The following is a 24,708-nucleotide window of genomic DNA, read 5'->3' as shown; positions in this document are numbered from 1 at the left end:
ACGGATCAGGAACAGGCCGGGCGCGCGACATCACGCCCGGCCCGTGCATAAGACAGCAAAAACGTATTCAATTGGTGAACGGGCAGCCCCAGCGGCACGCACGCGCCCCGCCCCGTGGCCCGGATGCGCTGCGCCACGGTGCCGATATCAAACGCCACGGCCCGCAGCCCCGCCCGCCACAGCAGGGTCAGCGTGAAGCACCAGGTCTCGGGCCACAGTGCCGGCATGAGGCCCACATCGCCCGCGCAGCCGCGCACCAGCGCCAGGCCATCCGCTTCATCATAATGGCCGGTCACGAACACGCGCTGCGTTGCCAGCAGGGCAGCATCATCCGCCGTGTGGCCCACCACCACGAATTCCAGCGGCAGGTCGCGCGCGCGCGCATCCATGGCTGCCGCAAGCACGATGGCATGACCTTTTTCCAGCCCGATCCCGCCCACGATCACCACCCGGCAACGCCCATTGCGTGGCGGCAGGCCGGTGGCAGGCGGTGTTGCATCCCGCGCGGCAAATTGCGGCAGGGACTGTGCGGGGCAATCCTCCTCCAGCGCCTGCACATGGGGCGTGACATGCGCAAAATACCGGCCCAGCCGCAGCGCCACCTCCGCCGAGGGCACGATCACCCGGCGCGCACCGGCGAGTTCGCGGGCCGTGTCACGGCGCAGGCGCATCACATCGCGCTCGCCTGCCACGGAGCCGAGCACGCTGACGCAGGCCGCACATCCCGCCGCGTCCGGCTCGCCGCAATACCGCCCCGCAGGCCCCACCAGCGTTACGCGCGGGCACAGCCCGGCATAATCATGCACGTAATAATCATACGGCAGGGCCAGCAGCCGGCCCAAAGCCCGCGCACGCCCGTTATGGCCAAGGTGGTGATGGATCTCGACCCGCGCCACGCCCAGCGCGCGCAGCAGCGCCACAAGGGCCTGCCCATCGGCAGGCCAGGCAAAATGCAGGTCCGGCCACCGTGCCACCGGCCTGCCATCGCGCAGCACGAACCCCTCGGGCGTGGGGTCGAGCACGACCGGCAACTGCCCCGCCGCAAGGCAGTCCCGCCCGCGCGCGCGCACCACGCGGGCCACGCCGCCGCCCTCGCCATGACTGACCAGCAGCACCGCCGCCCCCAGCCCTGCCGCGACAGCCCCCCGGCACCAGACCAGAACCGACAGCCTGCGCCGCGCCGCCCGCAGCGGGTCCGCCCTGATATGGGCCGCCACCAGTGCGTCATAGCCGGGAAAGAGCCGGTTCAGAATCCAGAGGTTGCGCCGCAGCAGGTCCGCCCGCGCGCTGGCAAACGACACGCCGCCCGCATGCCCCACAAACGCCCCCACCGCCGCCCGGTGCCGCCAGCCAGCCAGACGCGCGCGCATGCAGAAGTCGTTTTCCTCACCATAGCCCCGCCCGAACAGTTCGGGGCGGAAAGAGCCGGTCTGGCGCAGGCAGTCATGGCGAATGAACATGCAGAACCCATGCGCGGTGGGAATCTCCACATCCTGCCCGCCATTGGCCCGCCTTGCCGCTTCCATCAGCCGCCGCACCGCCGCAAGGCCGCCCGCTAGCGGGGCGGGGCGCGCAGGATCAGGCCATGTGAGAATGGTGGCGTCATTGGAAAGCGGCGAGACGGTGCCCGTATCGGCGCGGGCATAGGCCACAAGCCGCATTTCCTCCAGCCAGCCGGGTGCGACCAGCGTGTCGCTGTTGAGCAGCACCACGTCATGGCCCTGCACATCCGCCAGCGCGGTGCAGACTGCCGCCGGATAGCCCTGGTTGCTGGCATGGCGGCGCAGCATGATCCGCCCCTGCCCTGCCAGCGCGTCCAGCGCGCGGGCCAGATCAGGGTCCGGGGTGGCGTCATCCACCACCATGATTTCGGTGGTGGCATGCGCCGGGGTGGCGAGGCTGGCCAGCACGCTGTCGATGCAGGCCAGCGTGCCCGCCCGGTCGGCATAGACCGGAATCACCACCCGGCAGCGCGGGGCGGGTGGCGGCACGCGCACCGGCGCCATGCCACGGCCGCGCATGGCGGGAAAGACAGTGCATGCGGCAGGAAGCCCGACGGGCAGGGGGGAACCGGGCAGATCCTGTCCATCAGGCCGCACCACCCGCACGTTGCCGCCCGCCGCCATGGCCTGCCACGGCACATGAAACGTCCAGACCGGCAGGCCGGGGCCTGCCGCGCTGTCCTGCCTGCCCACCTTGCCCTGCCTGAGCATGACGGGCCGCCGGCCCCGGCCATCCATCAGGTACAGTTCGGGGCGATGATCGGGCCGGGCTGGCATGAAGGCCCAGCCTGCCAGCCCGCGGTCATCGGGCCATATGGCCCCGAGCGTGGCGCATAAGGCCGCGCGGTCGGGGCGACCGCCAAGCAGCACGGTGCCCGCATGGCGCACCATGATCTCGCGCCCGTGCCGCCAGTGCGCGGGCAGCGGCGTGCTGCCGCCGGGTTGTGTCGGGCAGGGCTGGCCATCAAGCACGATTTCAGGCAGGGCGCGCGCGGGCAGGCCGCCCCAGTGCAGCACGCCATCGGGGTCAGGCGCGCACCAGCCGACCTGTCCCGTATGCTGGCACACCAGCGCCGCAGCACGGCACAGGGCGGGATCGAAACCATAACGGGTGAAAAAACGCTCAAGGGCCGCCGCCGCCCGGTGCCATGCCCCCGCCGCGCACAGGGCCAGCACCAGCAGTTTCAGCCCCGCGCGGAATTCCTGCCCGGCCATGAGCCGTTCGACCGCCTGCGCGGCCTCCGGCGCCTGCCCCGCGCCCAGCAGCACCGCCGCCTGCGCGAAACGGACTGCCCGGTCGCCCGCGGCCATGCGGGCCGCACGCGCCATCCACGCAACGGCCTGCGCAGGCTGCCCCGCCGCCATCTGCCGCCATGCCTGCCGCATGGCATTGCTGACCTCCTGCTCCGGCACGCCATCAGGCGGCTGGCGGTTCATCCGCCTGCCAGTTGCGCGTAATCGGCCCGCGCGGCATCAACCCCCTGTGCAAGCGCCTGTTCCAGCCAGTGGCGGGCCTGTGCGCCATCCACGCGCCCGGCCAGCCCGCGCGCCAGGTAGCGCCCCGCCATCATCTGCGCCAGCGCATGGCCCGCCTGCGCCGCCTGCACGAACCAGTGCAGGGCCTGCTCGCGGTCGGGCGGGAGGCCGTGGCCGCCACCATACAAGGCGCCCAGCGCGAACATGGCCTCGGGCAGGCCATGCATGGCCGCCTGCTCCAGCCACTGCCGCGCCTGCGCAGGTGCGGCCGCCACGCCATCCCCCTCCAGCAGCATGCGGCCATACCAGTAGGCGGCATTGACCACGCCCGCGCGGGCGGCGCGTTCCATCCACAGGGCTGCCGCCGGGCGGTCCACGGGCCGCCCCACGCCCGCATGCAGGCTGACCGCGAGGTTGAAGGTGGCAACCGGGTCACCCGCCCGGGCCGCCGGTTCAAAATCAACCACGGCAGGCAGGGTGGCGGCCTGTTCCCCCCCGGCCGCCAGCACGGTGGCGGCAAGGTCGCTCATGGCGGTGACATCCCCCCCCGCCGCCGCGCGTTCCAGCCACTGGCGGGCCAGGCCAGGATCAGCCGCCACGCCACGCCCCTGCTGGTACAGCACGGCCAGCATGCGGCAGGCCAGCGCATGACCCTGATCCGCGGCCATGCGGTACCACATGACCGCTTCATGATCGGCAGGAATCGCCGCCTCGCCACGGGCATGCAGGTCGCCAAGCAGGGCTGCGGCCTCGCGGTCGCCACCAAGGGCCGCGCGGCGCAGCCATGTCTCGGCCATCAGCATATTGCGCGGCGCATCCTCCCGGTCCTGCAGCAGCAGCGCGCCGTAGCGCGCCTGCGCGGGGCGCACGCCCTGCCCGGCCGCCCGCCCGTACCACAGCGCGGCCTGACCCGTATCACGCGCCATGCCCCAGCCGCGCTCATGCAAAAGGCCCAGCATGTACTGCGCGGTGGGCAGGCCACTTTCCGCCGCCCGGTTCAGGGCGGCCACCGCATCAGGGTCGGTGCCCGGTGCCTGCGCCGCCAGATGGGCCACTGCCAGCCCCAGATCCCCCTGCGGGCACCCCGCCTGTGCCGCGCGGGCGCACCAAAAGCGCGCGGCCTGTTCATCGCGCAGGCTTTCTGGCCCGCAGGCCAGCAGGTAGCCATACAGCGCCTGCGCATCGGGCAGGCCAAGCCTGGCCGCACGCTCCGCCCAGCCGGTTGCGGCAACAGGATCGGGCCAGCGTTCGATTCCCGCAGGCAGGCTGGCTGGCAGCAGGCCGTCGGCCCCCCTGCCATCAGGCGGGTCGACCAGCAGCATGAGCGCCATGGCAAAACAGGCTTCGGCATGACCCGCCGTTGCGGCGCGATGCATCCAGCGCACGCCCTCCGCCGGGCTGCGGGGCACGCCGCATCCTTCCAGATAGGCGCGGGCCACCTGGTACTGCGCGGCCACCATGCCGTCCTGCGCCAGCCTGCCCAGCAGGGCGAAACCCTGCGGGGCACGCCCCTCCTGCTTCAGCCAGCTTGTGGCCCGCTGCAGACGCCCCTGCGCTGTAAATCCCTCCCGCCAGCGTGAAAACAGCCTGTACATGCGCCCCGCCTCAGGGTTCACGCATGCCGTCGGTCACGGCAGGCAGCAGGCGGTTGAGCAGATACTGCATCATGGTGCGCCGCCCGATATGGATATCGGCCTCGACCGGCATGCCCGGCTGCGGGTGGAAGAAGGGGGGCACCCCATGCAGGGTGTAGCGATCAATGGACAGGCGCACGCGGTAGAAGGCGTTCATCGGGTCGCCATCCTCCTCGCCCGTCTGCGCGCTGCTGCCCCCTGCATGGCCTGAGGCATCGGTAAACGCATCAGGGCTGATAACACGCACCGCGGCATCACCCCCGCCATATTGCGTGTAGGGAAAGGCGGAGAATTTGAGCAGCGCATGATCGCCCGCGCGCACGTAGCCCGCATCCACCCCGCGCAGCGTGGCCTCGACATCAAGCTGGGCGGCAGCGGGCACCAGCGTCATGAGCGGGCTTGCGGCCTGAATGACCGAACCTGCGGAAAGATGGGCGATGCTCAGCACCACCGCATCGCGATCCGCGCGCATGATGACAAGATCATGGTGCAGCATGGCCTTGCTGTAGCTGCCCTCGGCATCGGCCAGGCGGTGCTGGGCCAAAGCGAGGTCCTGGTAGACGGTGGCATGCCAGTTGCTGGCATAGCCATCGCGCTGCGCCGTCATGCCATCAAGGCGGGCGCGCGTGCTGTCGGCCTCGTGCCGGGCGGCAACCTGCGAGCGCACCACCTCCATCAGGCTGTCCTGTGCTGCCAGCGTGGAGAGCCTGCTGCCCACCTGCTCGTGCTGCAGGCGCATGCGCATGTCCTGCACGTCACGCGCCACGCGGGCGCGGGCGGCATACATCGCGGCACTGGCCTCATAACCCTGCAATTCGCTTTTCAGCCCCGCGATCTGCCGGTCGTAATTGGCCATCTGGGCCGTGTACTCGGCTTCACGCCGCAAAAAGGCCGCGGCCTCCTGCACGGAGGCGGGGTCATTGACATCCGCCCTGTAGGGCTGGCCCGCGGCCTCGGCCGTGCGGCGGGCGACCTCGGCCCGATAGGCCATGACCTGGCGGTGCAGGTTGGTCACGTCGGCATCGGTCATGGTGGGGTCGAGGCGGGCCAGCACCTGCCCCTTGTGCACGGTGTCGCCCTCATGCACGTCGATCGAGCGGATGATCGCGGTCTCGAGCGGCTGGATGACCATCGTTTCGTCAAACGGGGTGAGCCTGCCATTGACACTCACCACACGGTCAAGCGGCAGGAAGGTCATGACCAGCAGCCCCGCCCCCGCCAGCGCCGCGATCAGCCAGACCACGTAACGCGCGGCATCCGAGGGTGGCAGATCAACAAGTGCCGCACTGGGCGAGTAAAAGGACAGCAGCGCAGGCGGCAGGTCCGTTGGCACATCCGCCGCAGGCGGCGGCAGCACCGACAGGATCGCGCCCTCCGCAGCCCCCCCCTGCGCATCGGGCGGCGGGATCAGGGCCTGCCCGCTCATGCCGCGTCTCCCTGCATGGCGGCAAGCGATCCGGTTTCAGCCAGGTTGTTCTGCTGCATCCACAGCGTGCGATAGATGGTGCAGCGCCCCAGCAGTTCGGCATGCGTGCCGATATCGACCACATGCCCATGGTCGAGCACGCAGATCTGGTGACATTCCACCAGCGAGGCCAGCCGGTGCGACACGATGACCATGGTGCGCCCGCGCGCGAGATGGCGCAGGTTGGCGTTGACCACCGCCTCGCTCTCGGGGTCGAGCGCGGAGGTGGCTTCATCAAGGATCATGAGCCTGGGATCGGAAATCACCGCGCGCGCAATGGCGAGGCGCTGGCGCTGGCCGCCCGAGATGTTGGTTGATCCTTCCTCGATCCAGGTATCGAAGCCCGCGGGCATGCGCTCGATGAACTCCTCGGCGCCGGCAAGGCGGGCGGCGCGCACCACGTCCTCGAGCGTGAGGCCCGGCCGGCCGGCGATGATGTTGTCGCGGATGGTGCCGCGGAACAGGAAGTTGTCCTGCAACACCACGCCACAGGAGCGGCGCAGATAGGTCAGGTTGATCTCGCGCAGGTCGATGCCATCAAGCCGCAGGTGGCCGGTATAGCTGCGGCTTACCCCCTGCAGCAGGCGCGTGATGGTGGACTTGCCCGAGCCACTGCGCCCCACCAGCCCCAGCATGGTACCCGCGGGCACGCTGAAGGTGATGTCATCAAGTGCGGGGGCTGACGCGCCGGGATAGGTGAAGCACACGTTGGAAAACGACAGCGCCCCATGCAGCGGCGGGCGCAGGCCGGTGGTGAGCGCGCGGGTCTCGGTCGGGCGGTTGAGGACCGAGCCGGTCTCGGCCAGGGCGGCACGCACCTCGTTGAAGTCATCGATCAGCCGGGCCATGCCCACCAGCGGCGAGGCCACGCGGCCGCCCAGCATCATGAACGCCATGAGCGCGCCCGCCTCCATGCCCGATGTGGTGGAGGTAATGGCCATGTACGCCCCGATGAGGATGATGCCGCGATTGATGAACAGGTCGACCGGCATGACCGCCGTGCCCACCCAGTTGCTCATGCGCCCGGCATCGAGCGAGGCGGTGACGACATCAGCCGTTTTTTCATCCCACACCTCGCGGCGCACCGGCTCGAGCGCCAGTGTCTTGACGGTGCGGATGCCGGCCACCGTTTCATACAGCGCGGCGCTGCGCGCCATCTCGGCGCGGAGCTGCCGGTTGAGCAGCCGCCCCACGGTGGGCATGGCCAGCAGGATGATGACGCCGATCAGCGCGGCCCCCACCACGGTCATCCATGCCAGCGCGGCGCTGAGCCAGAACAGGAAGGGCAGCACCACCACCAGGGTGAACAGGTCGAGAAAGGTGTTCAGCAGCTTGCCGGTCATGAACTGCCGCACCTTGTAGATGGCGCTGATGCGGCCAATGATGTTGCCCGCCTGCTCGCGCTCGAAAAACTCCAGCGGCAGGGCCAGAAGCCGGTCGAACACCGCCAGCGAGATGCGCGTATCGAGCCGCGTGGTGAGCACCAGCGTGATCTCGCGCCGCGCATGGGTGAGCAGGATTTCATACACCGCCATGACCACGACCAGCCCGGTGAGCGAGACCAGCGTGGCCATGGAGTGGAAGTTCACCACCCGGTCGATCACCTGCATGACGATGAGCGGCGGGAAGATGGCCAGCACGCTGATCACCATGGAAGACAGCACCACATCGCGCAGCAGCCTACGCTCGCCCAGCACGAGGTGGCGCAGCCATGCAAAATCGACCGGCGGCTCGGGGCGCGTGCCGTCACGCTGCCCGCGCACCAGCAGCACGTCGCCCGTCCAGACCGCTTCAAGCCGCAGGGCGTCGACCGCGACCGGGTCTGCCCCGGGGCTGGCGAAGGGATCGGCCAGCCAGACCACACCGCCCGCTTCATCCGCGCCGACCATGAGCCCCGCCGAGCCATCGGCAAACATGAGCACGATCGGCGGCACGTCACGCAGGCGTACGAGGTCGCGCCATTGCAGGCGCATGCCCCTTGCCGTGCCGCCATTTTCCTCCACCCAGCGCGCCAGGGCGGGAATGGAGGGGACACGCTCGCCCGCCTCCCCGGCAAAATCACGCACGTCGAGGTCGATGCCATGAAAGCGCGCCGCGCGCAGCACCGCCTGCAGGCGGATCAGTTCCGGCGCGCGCCGTGGCGGTGTGTGCTCCCCGGCGGAGCCGCCTGCTTGGTCTGGATGGGCCACGGCTCCCCTTTGCGTTACACGCTCTGTCCACTGATCCGGGCAAGGTAGGGACAGAAAGCAAAGAGTTCCTTAACGCCCTCCGGGCGTGCAGCCGGGAGGCATTACATCTCCGTCGTGATGACGGCGCCGCGTGAACAGGACCTGGTGTAATCGGTTATGATGTAGCGCCCGATTTTATATGTATTGAAATCGGCGTGTTCCTTCATGCCATCAAAGGAACACTGGTGAATCGCCTGCTCGATCTTCTGCCAGGCTGGCGATGATCTGTACCGGGTCTTGTACTCCCACAGTCTCCATGGCAGGAAATCGACACTGTCGGGCAGGTTGTCCCTGCGCATGATGTCATACATGAAAATGGGCGAAACCGTATAACGGTCTATGAACGCTTCCGACATGATCGTGTCATCGAGGGAGGGATAGTAGGTGTACGCCCGCTTCGCGAGAGGGGCGAGCGGTTCATGGCCGATCGTGCCCCACAGCCAGTATTTATGCGCGATGTTGGGTTCTGGCCTGACGGCATGCCGTGTCAGGTCCGATATGTCCTCGATGACCTGCTCGGCCAGGTGCTCCCTCAGTTCGGTCTGGGCACGGATGGCATTGGCATAGCTCGCCGCCTGGAAAATGCCCTGGCACAGCAGGAAGCCGACAAGCACGAAGCAGACCTTGTCCGTAAACGTGCGGAAATCCCGCCCCGCGAGCACGACAAGCGACGCCGCCGTCAGGATTCCCCCAAAGCCGATGAAGGTCCGTGGCGCCAGAACCGGATAGCGCAGCAGGATCTGCAACCCGAAAAAGCATGACAGGATACATAGCGCGCATAGCCCGGCCATGGCCGCATTGCCCAGTGCCGCGCGCCTGCTGCCTGCCCCCGCCATGCTGCGGCGCATGCCGATGACAAGGGCCACGGCGATGAACGCCACGAGCAGGGATTCATAAACGCCGCCCCAGAAGCATTCCTTCAGTTTACCCAGTAATACAAGCAGACTGTCATGGAACTGGGCCGGGGACCTGATGATGGCTGCATGCAATTGCGCATATTCATTGACATTTACGAAAAGTAATTCCTCTACCTTATAGACGCCATAAGCGAGAACAAATGTCATGAGCCTGCATAATATAGTGTAAACAATCGCACTGTTGCGACGCTTCCCTATCATCAGGCCCGCTTCAATAAACGAAAAGCAGAAGAATATATTGATCGCAGCCTGATATGCATTCATCAGAAGAAACAGGCATGCAGCATCACGCAGGGTCTTGCGTGACATCAGGCCCTGCGTGTTCGGGGTGATGAAGGGCATCAAGGCAAAACAGATGGAAAGGGACATGAAAAAGCTGTCGTAGCGATATGACAGGTTTTCGAGGTAAAACGGCTGGCATATCAGGAAGGCAAAGGACAGGACAAAGGGCATTGTCCTGATGTTAAGGTTCTGGCCCAGCTTCCCTATTGTCAGGGCAACCATGAAAAGCCCCAGCACCTGCGGCCACGGGCCGCTGTCAACAGGCCAGAGCGGCCCCAGAAGGCACATCAGCCCGTAGGCCAGCGGGCGGCCATCATGCAGCCATGACTTGGGGTTGCCCAGACTATGGCCCAGATCATCCTGATAATAGATGTCGGCATTGATGAGCGGCAGCGAAAAGGCCATGAATATGGCAAATAAAATCAAAGACCTTTTTAGAAATTGCCGATTTTCTAATTGTGCCACCCTGATTACTCCACGATCCCGGACCCGATTTTATCTGTCCGTCATCAGTTTTTGATGCAAAAACGCGCCTGCGCCAGAACATCGCCCGCCACGCTGGCCCGCCATGCGGCTTCCTGCCCCGGCGGGGGCAGCACGGCGACATGGGTGAACCATTTCAGGCCGCCAGTGGCACGCTGGCGAAAAATATCGCCGAGCAGCCCCGCAAGGTTGCCACGCGGCAGGCAGCACTGGCAGCCCGCCTGATGCGTAAAAGCCATAGCACCGGGCCGCGCCACCACAATGCCGGCCCAGCCTGCCGCAGGCCCGGGCGGCGTGCCCGCGCCCACCACCAGCAGCGTATCGGCGCGGGGGGAAGCCGGCATGCCGGCTGGCAGGAATTCCAGCACGATGCGCCCATCTGCCATTGTGGCGTTCTCCACTTCTCATCACTCCGGGTCCGTGGTGTTCTTCCATTTGCGGCAATGATGCTGGACACCGGCGGAAAGTTCGGGGAATAAAAGGCACCAGACCGATCCATATGACAAGCCCGGCCCGGACAGACCGCGCTGGAAAACCGCGGCAAGCACAGGCTTCTGCCCGGCATCTACCAGGATTTCAGGATAACCATGACCACTCGCCCCCACCTTCTCGATGCCCTCCGCGACCAGGTCCTGCTGTGTGACGGCGGCATGGGCTCGCGCGTACAGCTTCTGGACCTCGAGGTCGAGCGCGATTACTGGGGGCAGGAAAACTGCACCGAGATCCTGAACCTCTCGCGCCCCGAACTGGTGCGTGAAATCCACCGTGGCTACTTCGAGGCCGGGGCCGACATGGTGGAGACCAACAGCTTTGGCGGCTCGCCCATAACGCTGGCCGAATTCGGGCTGGCCGACCGCACGCGCGAGATCAACCGCACCGCAGGCCACCTGGCGCGTGAAGCCGCCGAGACCTTTGCCGATGGCCGCCACCGCTATGTGGTCGGCTCCATCGGGCCGGGCACCAAGCTGCCCTCGCTGGGCAATATCGACTACGACACGCTTGAAGCGGGCCTGACCGAGCAGTGCCGTGGCCTGATCGAGGGCGACGTTGACTGCTTCCTCATCGAGACGTGCCAGGACACGCTGCAGATCAAGGCCGCCGTCAACGCAGCCAAGATCGCGCGCGCCGAGATGGGCGTGGATACCCCCATCTTCGTGCAGGTTACGGTCGAGACCACGGGCACGCTGCTCGTAGGCCCCGACATTGCTGCGGCGGCTACGGTCATCAACGCACTCGACGTGCCGCTGATGGGCCTGAACTGCGCCACCGGCCCACAGGAAATGGCCGAGCACGTGCGCTGGCTGAGCGAGAACTGGCCCGGCCTGATCTCGGTCCAGCCCAATGCGGGCCTGCCCGAACTGGTCAACGGCACCACGCATTACCCCCTCACCCCTGCCGAGATGGCAAGCTGGGTGGACCGCTTCATTACCGAGGACGGCCTGAACCTGATTGGCGGCTGCTGCGGCACGTCCACACCGCACACGCAGGCCCTTGACCAGATGCTGCGTAAGCGCGCCGAGGGCACGGGCCGCATCCGCCCTGCCCCCGTGCCGCGCAGGCCGGTGTGGATTCCCTCGGTCGCCAGCCTGTATTCACAGGTGCCGCTGCGCCAGGAGAACAGCTATTTCTCGATCGGCGAGCGCTGCAACGCCAACGGCTCCAAGAAGTGGCGGCAGTTGCAGGAAGCAGGCGACTGGGATGGCTGCGTGGCTTTGGGCCGCGAGCAGGTGGCCGAAGGCTCGAACGCACTCGACATCTGCACCGCCTTCGTCGGCCGTGACGAAATGCGCGAGATGAACGCGGTCGTCACCCGCTTCACCTCCTCGGTCAACGCGCCGCTGGTCATTGATTCCACCGAGACCCCGGTGATCGAGGCTGCGCTGAAGCTGCATGGCGGCAAGCCCATCATCAACTCCATCAACTTCGAGGATGGGGAAGCGATTGCCAACGAGCGCATGCTGCTCGCGCGCAAGTTCGGCGCCTCCGTCATCGCCCTGACCATTGATGAAGTGGGCATGGCCAAGACAGCGGAAGACAAGCTGCGCATTGCCACCCGTCTGGTCGAGTTCGCGTGTGACAGGCACGGCCTGCCGCAATCCGACCTGATGATCGACCCGCTCACGTTCACCATCGGCACCGGCACGGAAGATGACCGCAAGCTGGGTGAATGGACGTTGGAGGGCATCCGCCTGATCCGCGAGCGCTTCCCCGATATCCAGATCGTGCTGGGGCTGTCGAACATCTCGTTTGGCCTCAACCCGGCAGCCCGCGCGGTGCTGAACTCGGTATTCCTTGACCACGCGGTGCGCGCGGGCATGACGGCGGCGATCGTGCATGTGTCGAAAATCCGCCCGCTGCACCTGATCGCGGCAGAGGAAGTGAAGGTGGCCGAGGACCTGATCTTCGACCGCCGCGCCGAGGGCTATGACCCGCTGCAGCGCATGCTGGAAATCTTCGCCGACCGCAAGGCCGCCGACGCGGTAAAGAAATCCCGCGCCGAGACCGCGCCCGAGCGGCTCAAGGACCGCATTGTCGATGGCGACCGCAAGGGGCTGGAAGACGACCTGGCGGAAGCCATGCGCGACATGGCCCCGCTCGACATCATCAACACCGTGCTGCTCGATGGCATGAAGGTGGTGGGCGAACTGTTTGGCGCAGGCAAGATGCAGCTCCCCTTCGTGCTGCAATCCGCCGAGACGATGAAGGCCGCCGTGGCGTGGTTGGAACCCCACATGGAGCGCACCGAGGGCCAGGCGCGTGGCACCATGGTGCTGGCCACCGTGAAGGGCGACGTGCATGACATCGGCAAGAACCTTGTCGACATCATCCTGACCAATAACGGCTACCGGGTCATCAACCTCGGTATCAAGGTGCCGGTGGCCGACATGATTGCAGCCGCCCGCGAGCACAAGGCCGATGCGATTGGCATGTCGGGGCTGCTGGTCAAGTCCACCGTCATCATGCGTGAAAACCTTGAGGAAATGAACCGCCAGGGCGTGGACGTGCCGGTCATGCTCGGCGGTGCCGCGCTGACGCGCAACTACGTGGAAGAGGACTGCACCGCAGCTTACGGCGAAGGCGGCCGCGTGGCCTATGCGCGTGATGCGTTCGATGGCCTCTCACTGATGGACAAGGTGGCGCAGGGCGAATTCGACACCTATCTTGCCGCCATCCAGTCCCGCCGCGCGGGCAAGGCCACGCGCGCCAACCGCACGCAGGACATCGAGGCCGCCGAGACCCGGGGCTTCGGCCCGGTGGATATCGCCGCCGCCCGCGCCCGGCGCGAGAAGCTGACGGCGGATGAACCCGTGCTGACCCCGCCGTTCTGGGGCCCGCGCGTGCTTGAAGCCACACCGGAGGCGGTGCTGCCGTTCCTCAATGAGCGCTCGCTGTACCAGTTCCAGTGGGGCTTCCGCAAACAGGGTCGCTCGCTTGATGACTTCATGGTCTGGGCGCGCAAGGAACTGCGCCCGGTGCTGCGCCACATGCTGGCCCTGTGCGCCGAGCAGAATATTTTGCACCCCAAGGCCAGCTACGGCTACTGGAAGGCAGCAGGCGAGGGCAACGACCTCGTGCTGTTTGGCGAGGACGGCACCACCGAGGCCGCCCGCTTCACCCTGCCCCGCCAGCCCCGCGCGGATGGCGCCTGCATTGCCGACTTCGTGCGCGATATCGACGATGCCCAGCGCGACGTGATCGGCCTGCAGGTGGTGACCGTGGGGCAGGATGCCTCAGACCGCGCGCGGGAATGGTTCGAGGCGGACCGCTACAAGGATTACCTCTATCTGCATGGCCTGTCGGTCGAGATGGCGGAGGCCATGGCGGAATATACCCACAAGCGCATCCGCGCCGAGATGGGCTTCGCCGCCGAGGATGACCGCGACATGGCCAAGCTGCTCCAGCAGGGCTATCGCGGCTCGCGCTACTCGTTTGGCTACCCCGCCTGCCCCCGGCTGGAGGAGCAGGAGCCGATCCTGAAACTGCTCGATGCACAAAAGATCGGGGTTTCGCTGACCGATGGCTTCCAGCTCCACCCCGAGCAGTCCACCTCCGCGCTGGTCATTTTCAACCCGCACGCGAAGTATTTCTCGATCTGACAAAAGCGCCGTCCCGCCACCCTGCGGGACGTGTTGACCGGTGCGGAAAATGATGCCCATCATTGCATTATGTTTCGCCCCCGCCACACGCCCTCCAGCCCCGCCCATACGCCGGACGCCGAGCACGCGCTCGGTCGCCTGCTGGCGCGGCTGCGCAGGGCCGCGCCACCTGCGGGCCAGGGCAACCGCGCCACGCGTCACGGCGCGCGCGCCTTTACCTGTGCCGCCGAGCAATGCGTGATGGACCTCATGACCGAAGACCACGCGGGCCTGGTGGCACACAGCGCCGATGTGCTGACCCACCTGCTGCAGGTCTGGGCAGCAGCCGGTATCGACCCCGAGGATGTCTGGACCGAGATCGACCGCCGCACCCGCATGGGCAACCTGCTGCTGGCCCTCAACGCGGCCGAGCGCACCTCCACCCCCACCCGCGCGCGCAGGCGAGCATGGAAGATCCGCACCACCAAGCTGCCCTGAACGCCCCGCCACCCCACGCGTGCATGAAATCGCAACGAACCGTTTTTTGGCCTAGCCGCTAGGCCATGCGGGTGGCATAAGCTGGCCGCTGGCGGAACAGCAGGGAATATCGCGATAAGATGGACCGGGTCCATGCCTGTTACGTGCCCGTGGGGCCTGCCCCGGCCCGGCACGCATGAACTGGATTGACATCACGGCCCTCGCCATTGCCGGGCTTTCGGGGGTGGTCGGCATCGTGCGCGGCTTCTCGCGTGAGGTGCTTGGCCTGGCCGCCTGGGTCATGGCCACCATCCTGGCCGTGGCATGGTACGGCACGCTGATGCCCTACGCCACGCAATGGATCAGCAACCACACGCTGGCCTCGTTTGCATCGTTTGCGGTGCTGTTCCTTGCCCTTCTTGTCATTTTCACCACCACTGCCCATCTATCGGGTCGGGCCGTGCAGGGTTCCATCCTGTCGGGGCTGGACCGCGTGCTTGGCCTGCTGTTTGGCCTGGCGCGGGGGTATGTGTGCCTTGTGCTGATCTATGCGGGCATGACCGCCCTCGTGCCCGCCAGTGAATGGCCCGAGGTCATGCGCACCAGCCAGATCATGCCCCTTATCGGCAACAGCGTGACCTATCTTCATGCCCACGTGCCCGATAACTTGCCCGCGCATCTTGCGCAACCCGCCGGGACGCGGCATGACGCGCCCATCTGAACCTTATCGTCGGTCCCCGCCGCCCCCGTCCGTCAAGGAAAGATCGCCCACCATGTCCCGCACCAGCCTGCACACCACATCCGGTAACCCGCCCACCCGGCACGAGCGCGATGACATCGCCGCCCAGTGGCGCCATGACGATGACAAGCCGCATGAGGAATGTGGCGTCTTTGGCGTATGGAACACCAAGGATGCCTCCGCCCTGACCGCCCTTGGCCTGCATGCGCTCCAGCATCGCGGGCAGGAAGCCAGCGGCATCGTGTCCTATGATGGCGAGCGCTTCCACACCCACAAGGGGCTGGGGCTGGTGGGCGACGTGTTTGGCGATGCCCGCGTCATGGCTACCCTGCCCGGCCGGTGCGCGGTGGGCCACAACCGCTACGCCACCACGGGGGCGACGCTGATCCGCAACGTGCAGCCGCTTTTTGCCGATTTCGAGTTTGGCGGCCTCGCGGTGGCCCATAACGGCAACCTGACCAATGCCGAGACCCTGCGCAAGGCGCTGGTGCGGCGTGGCTGCATCTTCCAGTCCACCACCGATAGCGAGGTGTTCATCCACCTCATCGCCATCTCGCTCTATTCCAACGTGGTGGACCGGCTGATCGATGCGCTCAAGCAGGTGCTGGGCGCCTATTCCCTGATCGTGCTCTCGCGCAATGAACTGATCGGCGTGCGCGACCCGCTGGGCGTGCGCCCGCTGATCCTGGGCCGCATCCGCGAGGAAGACGGCACGGAAGGCGCATGGGTGCTGGCCAGCGAGACCTGCGCACTCGACATCGTGGGTGCGGAGTTCGTGCGCGACGTGGAACCGGGCGAGATCGTCATCATCAATGACGAGGGCATCCGCTCGGTGCGCCCGTTCAACAACACGCAGTCGCGCTTCTGCGTGTTCGAATACATCTATTTCGCCCGCCCCGATTCGGTCATGGATGGCCGCGCGGTGTATGACACGCGCAAGCAGATCGGCGTGGAACTGGCGCGTGAAAGTGCCGTCGAGGCCGACGTGATCGTGCCGGTGCCCGATTCCGGCGTGCCCTCGGCCATGGGCTTTGCCGCCGAGAGCGGCATTCCCTTCGAGCTTGGCATCATCCGCAACCATTACGTGGGCCGCACCTTCATCGAGCCGACCGACCAAATCCGCAACCTTGGCGTCAAGATGAAGCATTCCACCAACCGCCCTGTGCTTGATGGCAAGCGCGTGGTGCTGGTCGATGACTCCATCGTGCGCGGCACCACCTCGCGCAAGATCGTGGACATGGTGCGCGCTGCCGGTGCGAAGGAAGTGCACATGCGCATCTCCTCGCCGCCCACCACGCATTCATGCTTCTACGGCATCGACACGCCCGAGCGCAGCCAGCTGCTTGCCGCCCAGCACAATATCGAGGAAATGGCCAAGCTGATCGGCGTGGACAGCCTTGCCTTCATCTCGTTCGACGGGCTGTACCGCGCATTGGGCTACAAGGACCGCCAGAGTGCGGCCAACCGCTACTGCGATGCCTGCTTTACTGGCGACTACCCGATCGAACTGGTGGATTACGAGGCCGAACACCACCCCGAACCCGCATGACCAACCCCGCCACCATGACCGAAGGCCGGGTGGCCCTTGTGACCGGGGCCAGCCGGGGCATCGGGCAGGCGGTGGCCATTGCGCTGGCGCGGGCGGGCATGCGCTGCATCCTGACCGCGCGCACGCAGGGCGGGCTGGAATACACGGATGACCAGATCCGCCAGCATACCGGCCACGGCGCCACCCTGCTGCCGCTGGACCTGACCGATGGCGAAAAGCTCGACACGCTCGGCCCTTCCATCGCGGCCGGCTTCGGGCGGCTGGACTGCGTGGTGCACTGCGCGGGCACGCTGGGCATGCTCTCGCCGCTGGCCCACCTGCAACCCAAGGACTGGGAGCGCGCGCTCCACGGCGGCCCGCTGACCACATGGCGGCTGATCCGCACGCTCGCCCCCCTGCTCGAACGCGCACCCGCCGGGCGCGCGGTGTTCCTGACCGACCGGCATGCCCGCCAGCCCGAACCCTTCTGGGGGCTGGTTGCCGCCACGCGGGCCGCACAGGAGGCCATTGTGAACACATGGGTGCGCGAACTGCCCACAGGCAGCCCGCTGCGCATCAACCTGTTTGAACCCGGCCCCGTCGCCACCCGCCTGCGCAGGCTGGCCATGCCCGCGCTCGACATGGCCAGCCTGCCCACGCCCCACGACATTGCGCCCCATATCGTAAGGCTCTGCCAGCCCGGCCCCCAGCCGCAGGGCCAGTACGTAACAGCCAACCTGCACGAGCCGGTAGCATGAGCAGCAAGTCAACACCGGGCGCCGCCGCCCTGCAGAAGGCAGGCATCGCCTTTGATGTGGTGGAATATGAATACGACCCCACCGCGGGCCAGACCGGCAACCACGCCGCAGCCTCCATAGGCGAGAACCCCGAGCGCGTGTTCAAGACGCTGATGGTGCTTGTCGATGGCAGGCCCGCCTGCGTGGTGGTGCCGGTGGCGGCCAGCCTGAGCATGAAGAAGGTGGCCGCCGCCTTTGGCGGCAAATCGGCTGAAATGATGCCACCCGCAAGCGCCGAACGCAGCACGGGCTTCCGCGTGGGGGGCATCAGCCCGTTTGGCCAGCGCAAGCGGGTGCGCACCGCCCTCGCACGCGAGGCGCTGGCGCAGCCCTATGTCATCATCAATGGGGGCAAGCGCGGCTATCTGGTGCGCCTGGATGCTGCCGATGCCATTGCCGCAACAGGTGCCCTGACTGCCGACCTGCTGGCCTGACAAGCAAGCGTCTTTGGTAAAGCTTTTTTCAAAAAGCTTTGAAAGAACACCGCCTTCTTGAAAAAAGGCGGCACCCGGAAACGTTTATTCTTTCCTCAACGCGTCGCGGGCCGCCAGATCAGGCGGCTGGCGCTGCACAGCACGCCAATCATGGCCACCACCGCGCCAAAGCCCAGGCAGTCGCGCTCCGCGCCATGCGCAATCAGGCCAAAGGCCATGGCCACGCACATCGCCCCGGTGGCCTGCCCGCACTGCCGCGCAATCTGCACCATGCCCGATGCCCCGCCCGAGCGCCCCGGCGGGGCCGTAACCATCATCACCCGGTTATTGGGCGGCTGGAAAATGCCAAACCCCATGCCCCCCAGCATGATGCGCCAGGCAATGTTGAACCAGCCCGGATCAGGCGGCAGCAGGTAAAGGGCGAAAAACCCCATCGATGTCATGAACAGCCCCACCGAGGACAGGATGGCCGCGGGCACCCTGTCGCTCAGGCGGCTGATGAGCGGCGAGACCGCCATGATGCCCACCGGCCACGGCGTCATGAGCAGGCCCACGGTTGCGGGCGGGTAATGCAACATCGACTGCAGCGTGAACGGAAACGAGATCATGAACAGGTTGGAGGCGACAAAGGCCACGAACCCCACCAGCGTGCCGATGCGGAAGGCGGGAATGCGCAGCATGTCGATGGGGAACATGGGGTGTGTCTGCCCATGCTGGCGGCGCACCAGCAGCCCGCCCGCCACGACACCGGCCGCCAGCAGGGCCACCACCTGGGCCGCACCCGCGTGATGGGCCACGGAATCACCGGCCATGATCAGCGCGCCAAACGCCACCACGTTCAGCACCGCGCTCACGCCATCAAACGAGCCGGGACTGACCGGCGTGCGCGGCAGCGACACCAGCGCCAGCACAAGCGCTGTCAGCCCGAGCGGGATGTTGATGAGGAACAGCCACGGCCATGTGGCGAATGACAGGATGACCGACGCCACGGTCGGCCCGCCGCCCACGCCAAGGGCCACCATCAGCCCGTTGAGCGCAATGCCGCGCCCGATGATGGCATGCGGGTAGATGAAGCGGATCAGCGCGATGCTGACACTCATGATGCATGCGCCCCCCACGCCCTGCACCGCACGCGCCAGCGAAAGCATGAGCAGTGAGTGCGACAGGGCGCAGAACAGCGAGGCCACGGTCAGCAGCGCCAGCCCGATCTGGCACAGCCGCGCAAAGCCGATGCGCGTGCCAAGGGCCGCGGTGGGCAGCAGCGAGACCACGGAGGCCAGCTGGTAGGCATTGACGATCCAGACCGACGAGGCAGGCGAGACATGGATATCCGCCGCAATGGTGGGCAGCGCCACGTTGGCGATGGCGTAGTCCAGCAGCGCCAGCAGCACCGCAAGGGCAATGGCGGTCACGGCACGCACGCGCGCCGCCCCATGCAGGCCTTCGCCTTCGGTCAGGACAGGTTTTGGTTGGGGGGGCATGGCAGGAGCTTTTCGGGGCGGGAAGGAAAAATGTTCTGTTGTGTAAACGATATCCGGGACTGCCCTGCCTATCAATCCGCCGGGGGCAGAAGGCGGCCTGAAAAGGCTATCCACCCGACATCGCGCAAATCATGAAGAAGTTTTTGGTGAAGCTTTTTTCAAAAAGCTTCGAGAGATGCCGCCTTTTTGAAAAAAGGCGGCACCCCAAGAACTTTTACTCTTTCCCCGTTTTTTCCTGTGCCGCGAGCGCACGCTGGCCAATATCATGGCGGTAGACGCCATCGGGCCAATCGATCAGCCCCACGGCCTCATAGGCACGATTGCGTGCCTGCGCCAGCGTATCGCCCGTGGCGCACACGGCCAGCACGCGACCGCCCGCGGCCACGAGTTCGCCCGCGTCATCGCGCTTCGTGCCCGCCTGGAATACATGCACACCGGGCAGCGCCTCGGCTGCCGCAAGGTTACGGATCACGCCGCCGGTCACCGGCCTGCCGGGGTAGCCCTTCGCCGCCATGATGACACTGATGGAGGACCGGGCGGAAAAACGGATATCCGTGCCCGCAAGGTCGCCCTTCGCCACAGCGGCAAGGGCGGTGAGCAGGTCGCTTTCCAGCCGGATCAGCAGGGCCTCGGCTTCCGGGTCGCCAAAGCGGACGTTGTATTCGATCAGTTGCGGACCATCATTCGTGAGCATCAGGCCAGCGAAGATGATGCCGGTAAACGGCGTGCCGCGCCGGGCCATCTCGCGCAGCATGGGGCGCACCAGCACATCGAGGGCGGCTTCCTGCGCCGCGCGGTCAAAGCCGGTGGGCGGCGAGACAGCACCCATGCCGCCGGTATTGGGGCCGGTATCATTATCGCCTATGCGCTTGTGGTCCTGTGCGGCACCGATCAGCACCGCCGTCTCGCCCGCGCAGAAGGCGAACAGCGAGACCTCATCACCCACAAGGCAATCCTCGATCACCACGCTCTGGCCCGCCTCGCCCAGCGTGCCATCGGTCATCATGTCGGTAATGGCCTGCTCGGCCTCGGCCACGCTCTGGGCCACGACCACGCCCTTGCCTGCCGCCAGCCCGTCCGCCTTGACCACAACCGGCGCGCCGTGGCGGCGCACGTAGTCCAGCGCGGGTGCGGCGGCATCAAAGCGCTCCCACCGCGCGGTGGGGATGCCGGCGGCGTCACACACTTCCTTGGTGAAGGTCTTGCTGCCCTCAAGGGCGGCTGCGGCCTGGGTGGGGCCTGCACACGCAATGCCTGCTGCCTTGCAGGCATCGGCCAGGCCCGCCACCAGCGGGGCTTCGGGGCCGGGCACCACAAGGTCGATGCGCTCTTGCTGCGCCAGGGCGATCAGGCCCGCCACGTCATCAGCCCTGACGGCACAGTTCGTGCCCAGTGCTGCGGTGCCGGGGTTGCCCGGCGCGATGAACAGCGCCTCAAGTCGCGGCGAGCGCGCAATGGCAGCGGCCATGGCATGTTCCCGTCCGCCTGATCCAACCAGCAGCACCCGCATCACTTGTTTCTCCCGTTTTTCATCTCTGCCCTTTCGGGGTGGCCGTCTCTATCATACCTTGTGCGGATGGTTGAACAGTTTCCCGACTCCGGCCGCGCCATGGGCGGCAATACGCCCGAATTTTCGGTGGCCGAGATTTCAGGCGCCATCCGCCGCGTGCTCGAGGGCACGTTCGGCCGCATCCGCGTGCGCGGCGAGATTACCGAATTCAAGCGCTACCCTTCGGGCCACCTGTATTTCTCGCTCAAGGACGAGGGGGGCAAGCTCTCCTCGGTGGTGTGGCGCGGCACGGTCTCGCGGCTGGGGCTGAAGCCGGAGAACGGGGTGGAAGTCATCGCCACGGGCAAGATTTCCTCCTATGGCGAGCGCTCGTCGTACCAGATGGTGATCGACCGGCTGGAATATGCGGGCGAAGGCGCGCTGCTCGCGCGGATCGAGCGCCTGCGCCTGCGGCTGGCGCAGGAGGGGCTGTTTGATGCCGAACGCAAGCGCCCCCTGCCCTTCCTGCCGCGCCTGATCGGGGTCGTGACATCGGCACAGGGCGCCGTGCTGCATGATATCCGCACCACCATCGCCCGGCGCTTTGCGCTGCCGGTTCTGGTCTGGCCGGTGCCGGTGCAGGGCGAGGGCGCTGCCGAACGCATTGCCCAGGCCATTGCAGGGTTTGACGCCATCGGCCCCAAAAGCGGCGTGCCCCGCCCCGACGTGCTGATCGTGGCCCGTGGCGGCGGCTCGCTTGAAGACCTGATGGCCTTCAATGACGAAGCCGTGCTGCAGGCCGTGGCCGCATGCCGCATTCCGGTCATTTCCGCCGTGGGGCACGAGACCGATACCACGCTGATCGACTTCGTATCCGACCGCCGCGCGCCAACGCCCACCGCTGCCGCCGAGATGGCCGTGCCGGTGCGCGCCGAGCTTGAGGCCGGCCTGGCCCAGCGCGCCGCCCGGCTGCGCAGCGGGCTGGAGCGTGGCCTGCAACTCGCCCGCGCCCGGCTGGAGCGGGCAGCAGCAGGCCTGCCCGATCTGCCTGCCGTTGTGGAAAACGCCCGCCGCAGGCTTGATGACCGCGCCTACCGCCTCGACCTTGCCCTGCCCGCCCGCCTCAGCCGCCTGCGTGAGCGCGTGCAGGCTGCCTCCGACCGGCTGCCCGCCCCGCAGATGATCCTGGCCCTGCGCCGCGCGGAACTCGACCGCGTGGGCACGGCCAGCCAGCAGGCCATGAGCCGCCTGCTGCACCGCCACGCCGCCACCCTTGGCCGCCTGCGCGTGCCGCCCGCCGTACTGGTAGCGCAGTTGCGGGCCAGCAAGAGCATGCTGGCAGGCGTGGCGGGCCAGCTTGACTCCCTCTCGCCCCAGGCCGTGCTGGAGCGGGGCTACGTGCTGGTGACAGACCGCGCGGGCCGCCCGCTGGCACAGGCGGCACAGGCACGCGCCGCACCCGAGGTGATCATGACCTTTGCCGATGGCACGGTCGCCGCCCGCCCGCTTGAAGCGCCCCCCGGCCCACAGGGGCAACTGGATCTGTAATGCACATACGCGCCCCCTCCATGACCTTATCCCCACGCTTCCACGCGATGCTGGCCGCCCTGCTCCTGGGCGCCTGCACGCATAACGCGCCCCATGCGCCTGCCCCCCACGCGGCGGCCCGGCCCGCCGCCACGCCGGGGCGCATCCCGCCGCAGGACTTCGCCCCCGGCCTGACCGGCGAGGAAGGCACGCCGCCTGCGGGCACCATCCTGACCAATGACCCGTCCGCCCCGGCCGATACGCCCCTGTGTGGCCACGCCGCGCGGGAGGCCAATGCCATGGGGGCTAGCATTCACCCCGAGGTCACGCCCACCGCCAGCAGTTGCGCGGCCAATGCCTGCTTCGATGCGCAGACCGGCACCTATATCGCCGCCGATGGCAGCCGGCGGGTGTGCCGTTAAGGGGATTTTTTGAAAACAGGTCGTTGATAAAGAAATGAGAAAAGTTTTCGGGTGCCGGCTTTTTTCAAAAAGGCAGCGTTCTTTTGAAGCTTTGTGAAAAAAGCTTCACCAAAAACTTTCAACATTTCAGGGTATTACCGGGCCTGACTTTTCAGGCAGCCGCACAGGACCGGCCTATAGGAACAGGCTGCATGGGTCATATGCCCAGGATGGGCAGGCCCGCACCATATTCCCATTGACTTGGCCGGAAGGGATGGTCGAGTTTCAAGGGCATCATGACCCTGCCCCCCTCGTCCGGTCCCATAGGTGAGCAACAGGCGACGGTCCACATGTTTCCCCTCAAGCGCATGCTCTCGATGCGCGAGGCGGCGGAATATGTCGGTATCACGCCCCGCAGGCTCCGCAGCCTGAGGCTGGTGGGGGCAGGCCCGCATGCCGCCATGCGCCATGCCCGCAAGGCGATGTTCCGCATCGAAGACCTTGATGAATACGTGGATGGCCTGTACCGCCGGGCCAATATCTCCCACACCGAGCAGGCCCGCCAGCGCACCGAATGGCGCGGCAGGCTGGCCGCCCTGCCGGATGATGCGCGCGCCCGCCTCTCCGATTCCTTCATGCAGATCGTAACGCGCGACGAATTGCTGGAAAAAGGGGCCAACCGGGGCTTTCGGGTACTGTTCCTTGGCGGGCTGTGCCTCATTTTCCTGTCGCATACCCCCCTGATCTGGCGGCTATAGGGGCATCGGTCCGCCATTTCGTGCCAAAGGCGCTTTTTTTGCCTGTGCGGGGATGTTCTTTCGCCATACGATCCGCTACGCAGAAACCACGATAGCGGAACAATAATGGATCGGATAATGACAGGTATGCGGAGCAGCATTATGGCCCGGACCGGACACGCCCGCCTGCGTGGCGCGCTTTGTGGGCTGGCTATTGCCCTGACCCCGGCCCTTGCCATGGCGCAGGACGCAGGCGGCCAGCAGCAGAACCCCATTCTGCCCATGCCGCCCGTGCCGGAATTCAAGCCCCTGCCTGCTGGCACCAAGCCCGCGGCGCCTGTTATCGGCATCTTCAACACCCAGCAGATCATGGCGCAGTCCACTGCCGTGCAGAAGCTGCAGACCGAGCTGGGCAATCGCCGCGAGGCGCTGGTCAAGGACGTGCGCGCCGAGGATACGCAGTTGCAGGCGCTGCGCCAGTCCATCATCAAGGCAGGCAAGGCCCCCACGCCCGAGCAGCAGCAGGAGTTGCAGAAGCGCGTGATGGCCGACCGCACCAAGTTCGGCAACCGCAACCGCATCCTTGAAGAAGACGCGCAGGTCGCCCTGAATCAGGTGCAGCGTGAAATGCAGCAGGTTGTCAGCGCCATTGCCGCCGCCCGTGGCATGAACATGGTGCTGCAGGCCGGCACCGCCGCCCTGCATGACAACAGCCTCGATATCAGCGACCAGGTCGTGACCTACCTCAACCAGGTGCTGCCCACCGTGTACCTGCCTGGCCCCACGGAAGACCCCGAGGAAATTGCCAAGAGCGGCAAATACCCCGTCATGCCGTTCCAGCCCGCTGATAACGGCGGCGAATAAGGCTTAAAGTCTTTAATAACAAAAGTTTTTGGTGAAGCTTTTTCCAGGGTCTGTTTGGAATTGATTTTTCACAAGGTCCCTGATGTGCTTTAAACTGCATATGGATCGCTTGATATTGACGGATGCCCAATGGGCGAAAATGGAACCGCTGTGCCTTGGCAAGCAAACGGA

Annotated in this window: 19 protein-coding genes; 10 read left to right on the top strand and 9 right to left on the bottom strand. The window is 66.4% G+C overall.

All coding sequences use genetic code 11. The annotated features are described in order from the left end of the window. Positions 1 to 5: 5 nt before the first annotated feature. The 6 genes from HNW77_RS09220 to HNW77_RS09195 all read right to left on the bottom strand — a co-directional run bounded on the left by HNW77_RS09220 (position 6) and on the right by HNW77_RS09195 (position 10,388). Positions 6 to 2,939, bottom strand: coding sequence for a glycosyltransferase (locus HNW77_RS09220; RefSeq protein ID WP_172157149.1), 2,934 nt, complete (start codon positions 2,937 to 2,939; stop codon positions 6 to 8). Next, entirely contained in the window at positions 2,936 to 4,573 is a 1,638-nt protein-coding gene (locus HNW77_RS09215) for a tetratricopeptide repeat protein (RefSeq protein ID WP_172157147.1), read from the bottom strand. Before HNW77_RS09215 ends, HNW77_RS09220 begins: the two co-directional genes overlap by 4 nt. Before the next feature lie 10 nt (positions 4,574 to 4,583). Then, positions 4,584 to 6,038, bottom strand: coding sequence for an HlyD family type I secretion periplasmic adaptor subunit (locus HNW77_RS09210; protein WP_172157145.1), 1,455 nt, complete (start codon positions 6,036 to 6,038; stop codon positions 4,584 to 4,586). Beyond that, positions 6,035 to 8,266 (bottom strand): ABC transporter transmembrane domain-containing protein, encoded by a 2,232-nt coding sequence (locus HNW77_RS09205; RefSeq protein ID WP_172157143.1) that lies wholly within the window; start codon positions 8,264 to 8,266, stop codon positions 6,035 to 6,037. The genes HNW77_RS09210 and HNW77_RS09205 overlap by 4 nt, the downstream gene beginning before the upstream one ends. Before the next feature lie 101 nt (positions 8,267 to 8,367). After that, a complete protein-coding gene (locus tag HNW77_RS09200) occupies positions 8,368 to 9,909 on the bottom strand; it encodes a glucosyltransferase domain-containing protein (RefSeq protein ID WP_172157141.1) in 1,542 nt (513 codons plus the stop codon). A 104-nt stretch (positions 9,910 to 10,013) separates the two neighbouring features. Next, positions 10,014 to 10,388 (bottom strand): hypothetical protein, encoded by a 375-nt coding sequence (locus HNW77_RS09195; protein WP_276592076.1) that lies wholly within the window; start codon positions 10,386 to 10,388, stop codon positions 10,014 to 10,016. 186 nt (positions 10,389 to 10,574) lie between these two features. Between HNW77_RS09195 and metH the strand changes: the two genes are divergently transcribed. The 6 genes from metH (at position 10,575) to ybaK (ending at position 18,038) form a co-directional block, all read left to right on the top strand. Further along, positions 10,575 to 14,084: a methionine synthase gene (metH, locus tag HNW77_RS09190; RefSeq protein ID WP_172157139.1), complete on the top strand. Its 3,510-nt coding sequence runs from the start codon at positions 10,575 to 10,577 to the stop codon at positions 14,082 to 14,084. Between the two features lie 69 nt (positions 14,085 to 14,153). Next, a complete protein-coding gene (locus tag HNW77_RS09185) occupies positions 14,154 to 14,561 on the top strand; it encodes a phosphoribosyl-ATP pyrophosphatase (protein WP_172157137.1) in 408 nt (135 codons plus the stop codon). Between the two features lie 175 nt (positions 14,562 to 14,736). Further along, on the top strand, positions 14,737 to 15,261 hold the full coding sequence (locus HNW77_RS09180; RefSeq protein ID WP_172157135.1) for a CvpA family protein: 525 nt from the start codon (positions 14,737 to 14,739) through the stop codon (positions 15,259 to 15,261). A 52-nt stretch (positions 15,262 to 15,313) separates the two neighbouring features. Beyond that, a complete protein-coding gene (purF, locus tag HNW77_RS09175) occupies positions 15,314 to 16,828 on the top strand; it encodes an amidophosphoribosyltransferase (protein ID WP_187353219.1) in 1,515 nt (504 codons plus the stop codon). Further along, a complete protein-coding gene (locus HNW77_RS09170) occupies positions 16,825 to 17,565 on the top strand; it encodes an SDR family NAD(P)-dependent oxidoreductase (protein WP_172157133.1) in 741 nt (246 codons plus the stop codon). Before purF ends, HNW77_RS09170 begins: the two co-directional genes overlap by 4 nt. Then, the gene (ybaK, locus tag HNW77_RS09165; protein ID WP_172157131.1) at positions 17,562 to 18,038 is read left to right on the top strand and encodes a Cys-tRNA(Pro) deacylase; all 477 of its coding nucleotides are present in this window, start codon (positions 17,562 to 17,564) and stop codon (positions 18,036 to 18,038) included. Before HNW77_RS09170 ends, ybaK begins: the two co-directional genes overlap by 4 nt. 95 nt (positions 18,039 to 18,133) lie before the next feature. Here the strand turns inward: ybaK and HNW77_RS09160 are convergent, their stop codons facing one another. Together HNW77_RS09160 and purD are read right to left on the bottom strand one after the other, a co-directional pair. Next, on the bottom strand, positions 18,134 to 19,519 hold the full coding sequence (locus tag HNW77_RS09160; protein WP_172157129.1) for an MFS transporter: 1,386 nt from the start codon (positions 19,517 to 19,519) through the stop codon (positions 18,134 to 18,136). A gap of 214 nt (positions 19,520 to 19,733) precedes the next feature. Further along, positions 19,734 to 21,029 carry a phosphoribosylamine--glycine ligase gene (purD, locus tag HNW77_RS09155; RefSeq protein WP_172157127.1) on the bottom strand — a complete coding sequence of 432 codons (1,296 nt, stop codon included), beginning with the start codon at positions 21,027 to 21,029 and terminating at the stop codon, positions 19,734 to 19,736. 66 nt (positions 21,030 to 21,095) lie between these two features. On the opposite strand from purD, the gene xseA reads away from it, so the two are divergent. The 4 genes from xseA to HNW77_RS09135 all read left to right on the top strand — a co-directional run bounded on the left by xseA (position 21,096) and on the right by HNW77_RS09135 (position 24,537). After that, complete coding sequence (gene xseA / locus HNW77_RS09150; RefSeq protein WP_172157125.1) at positions 21,096 to 22,556, top strand: exodeoxyribonuclease VII large subunit; 1,461 nt, start codon at positions 21,096 to 21,098, stop codon at positions 22,554 to 22,556. 47 nt (positions 22,557 to 22,603) lie between these two features. After that, the gene (locus HNW77_RS09145; protein ID WP_172157190.1) at positions 22,604 to 22,957 is read left to right on the top strand and encodes a BA14K family protein; all 354 of its coding nucleotides are present in this window, start codon (positions 22,604 to 22,606) and stop codon (positions 22,955 to 22,957) included. Positions 22,958 to 23,286: 329 nt separating this feature from the next. Next, positions 23,287 to 23,694 carry a MerR family transcriptional regulator gene (locus tag HNW77_RS09140; protein ID WP_172157123.1) on the top strand — a complete coding sequence of 136 codons (408 nt, stop codon included), beginning with the start codon at positions 23,287 to 23,289 and terminating at the stop codon, positions 23,692 to 23,694. A gap of 126 nt (positions 23,695 to 23,820) precedes the next feature. Further along, the gene (locus HNW77_RS09135; RefSeq protein WP_172157121.1) at positions 23,821 to 24,537 is read left to right on the top strand and encodes an OmpH family outer membrane protein; all 717 of its coding nucleotides are present in this window, start codon (positions 23,821 to 23,823) and stop codon (positions 24,535 to 24,537) included. On the opposite strand, the gene HNW77_RS17515 is transcribed toward HNW77_RS09135, so the two are convergent. Further along, a partial coding sequence (locus tag HNW77_RS17515; protein ID WP_206677823.1) for a hypothetical protein occupies positions 24,500 to 24,708 on the bottom strand: 209 nt, incomplete at its 5' end. The genes HNW77_RS09135 and HNW77_RS17515 overlap by 38 nt on opposite strands.

It is taken from the genome of Komagataeibacter melomenusus (genome assembly GCF_013155395.1).
In the GTDB taxonomy this organism is placed as follows: Bacteria; Pseudomonadota; Alphaproteobacteria; order Acetobacterales; family Acetobacteraceae; genus Komagataeibacter; species Komagataeibacter melomenusus.
Note: the sequence above shows the minus strand (reverse complement) of the source record. Positions and strands in the feature narration are given on the sequence as shown.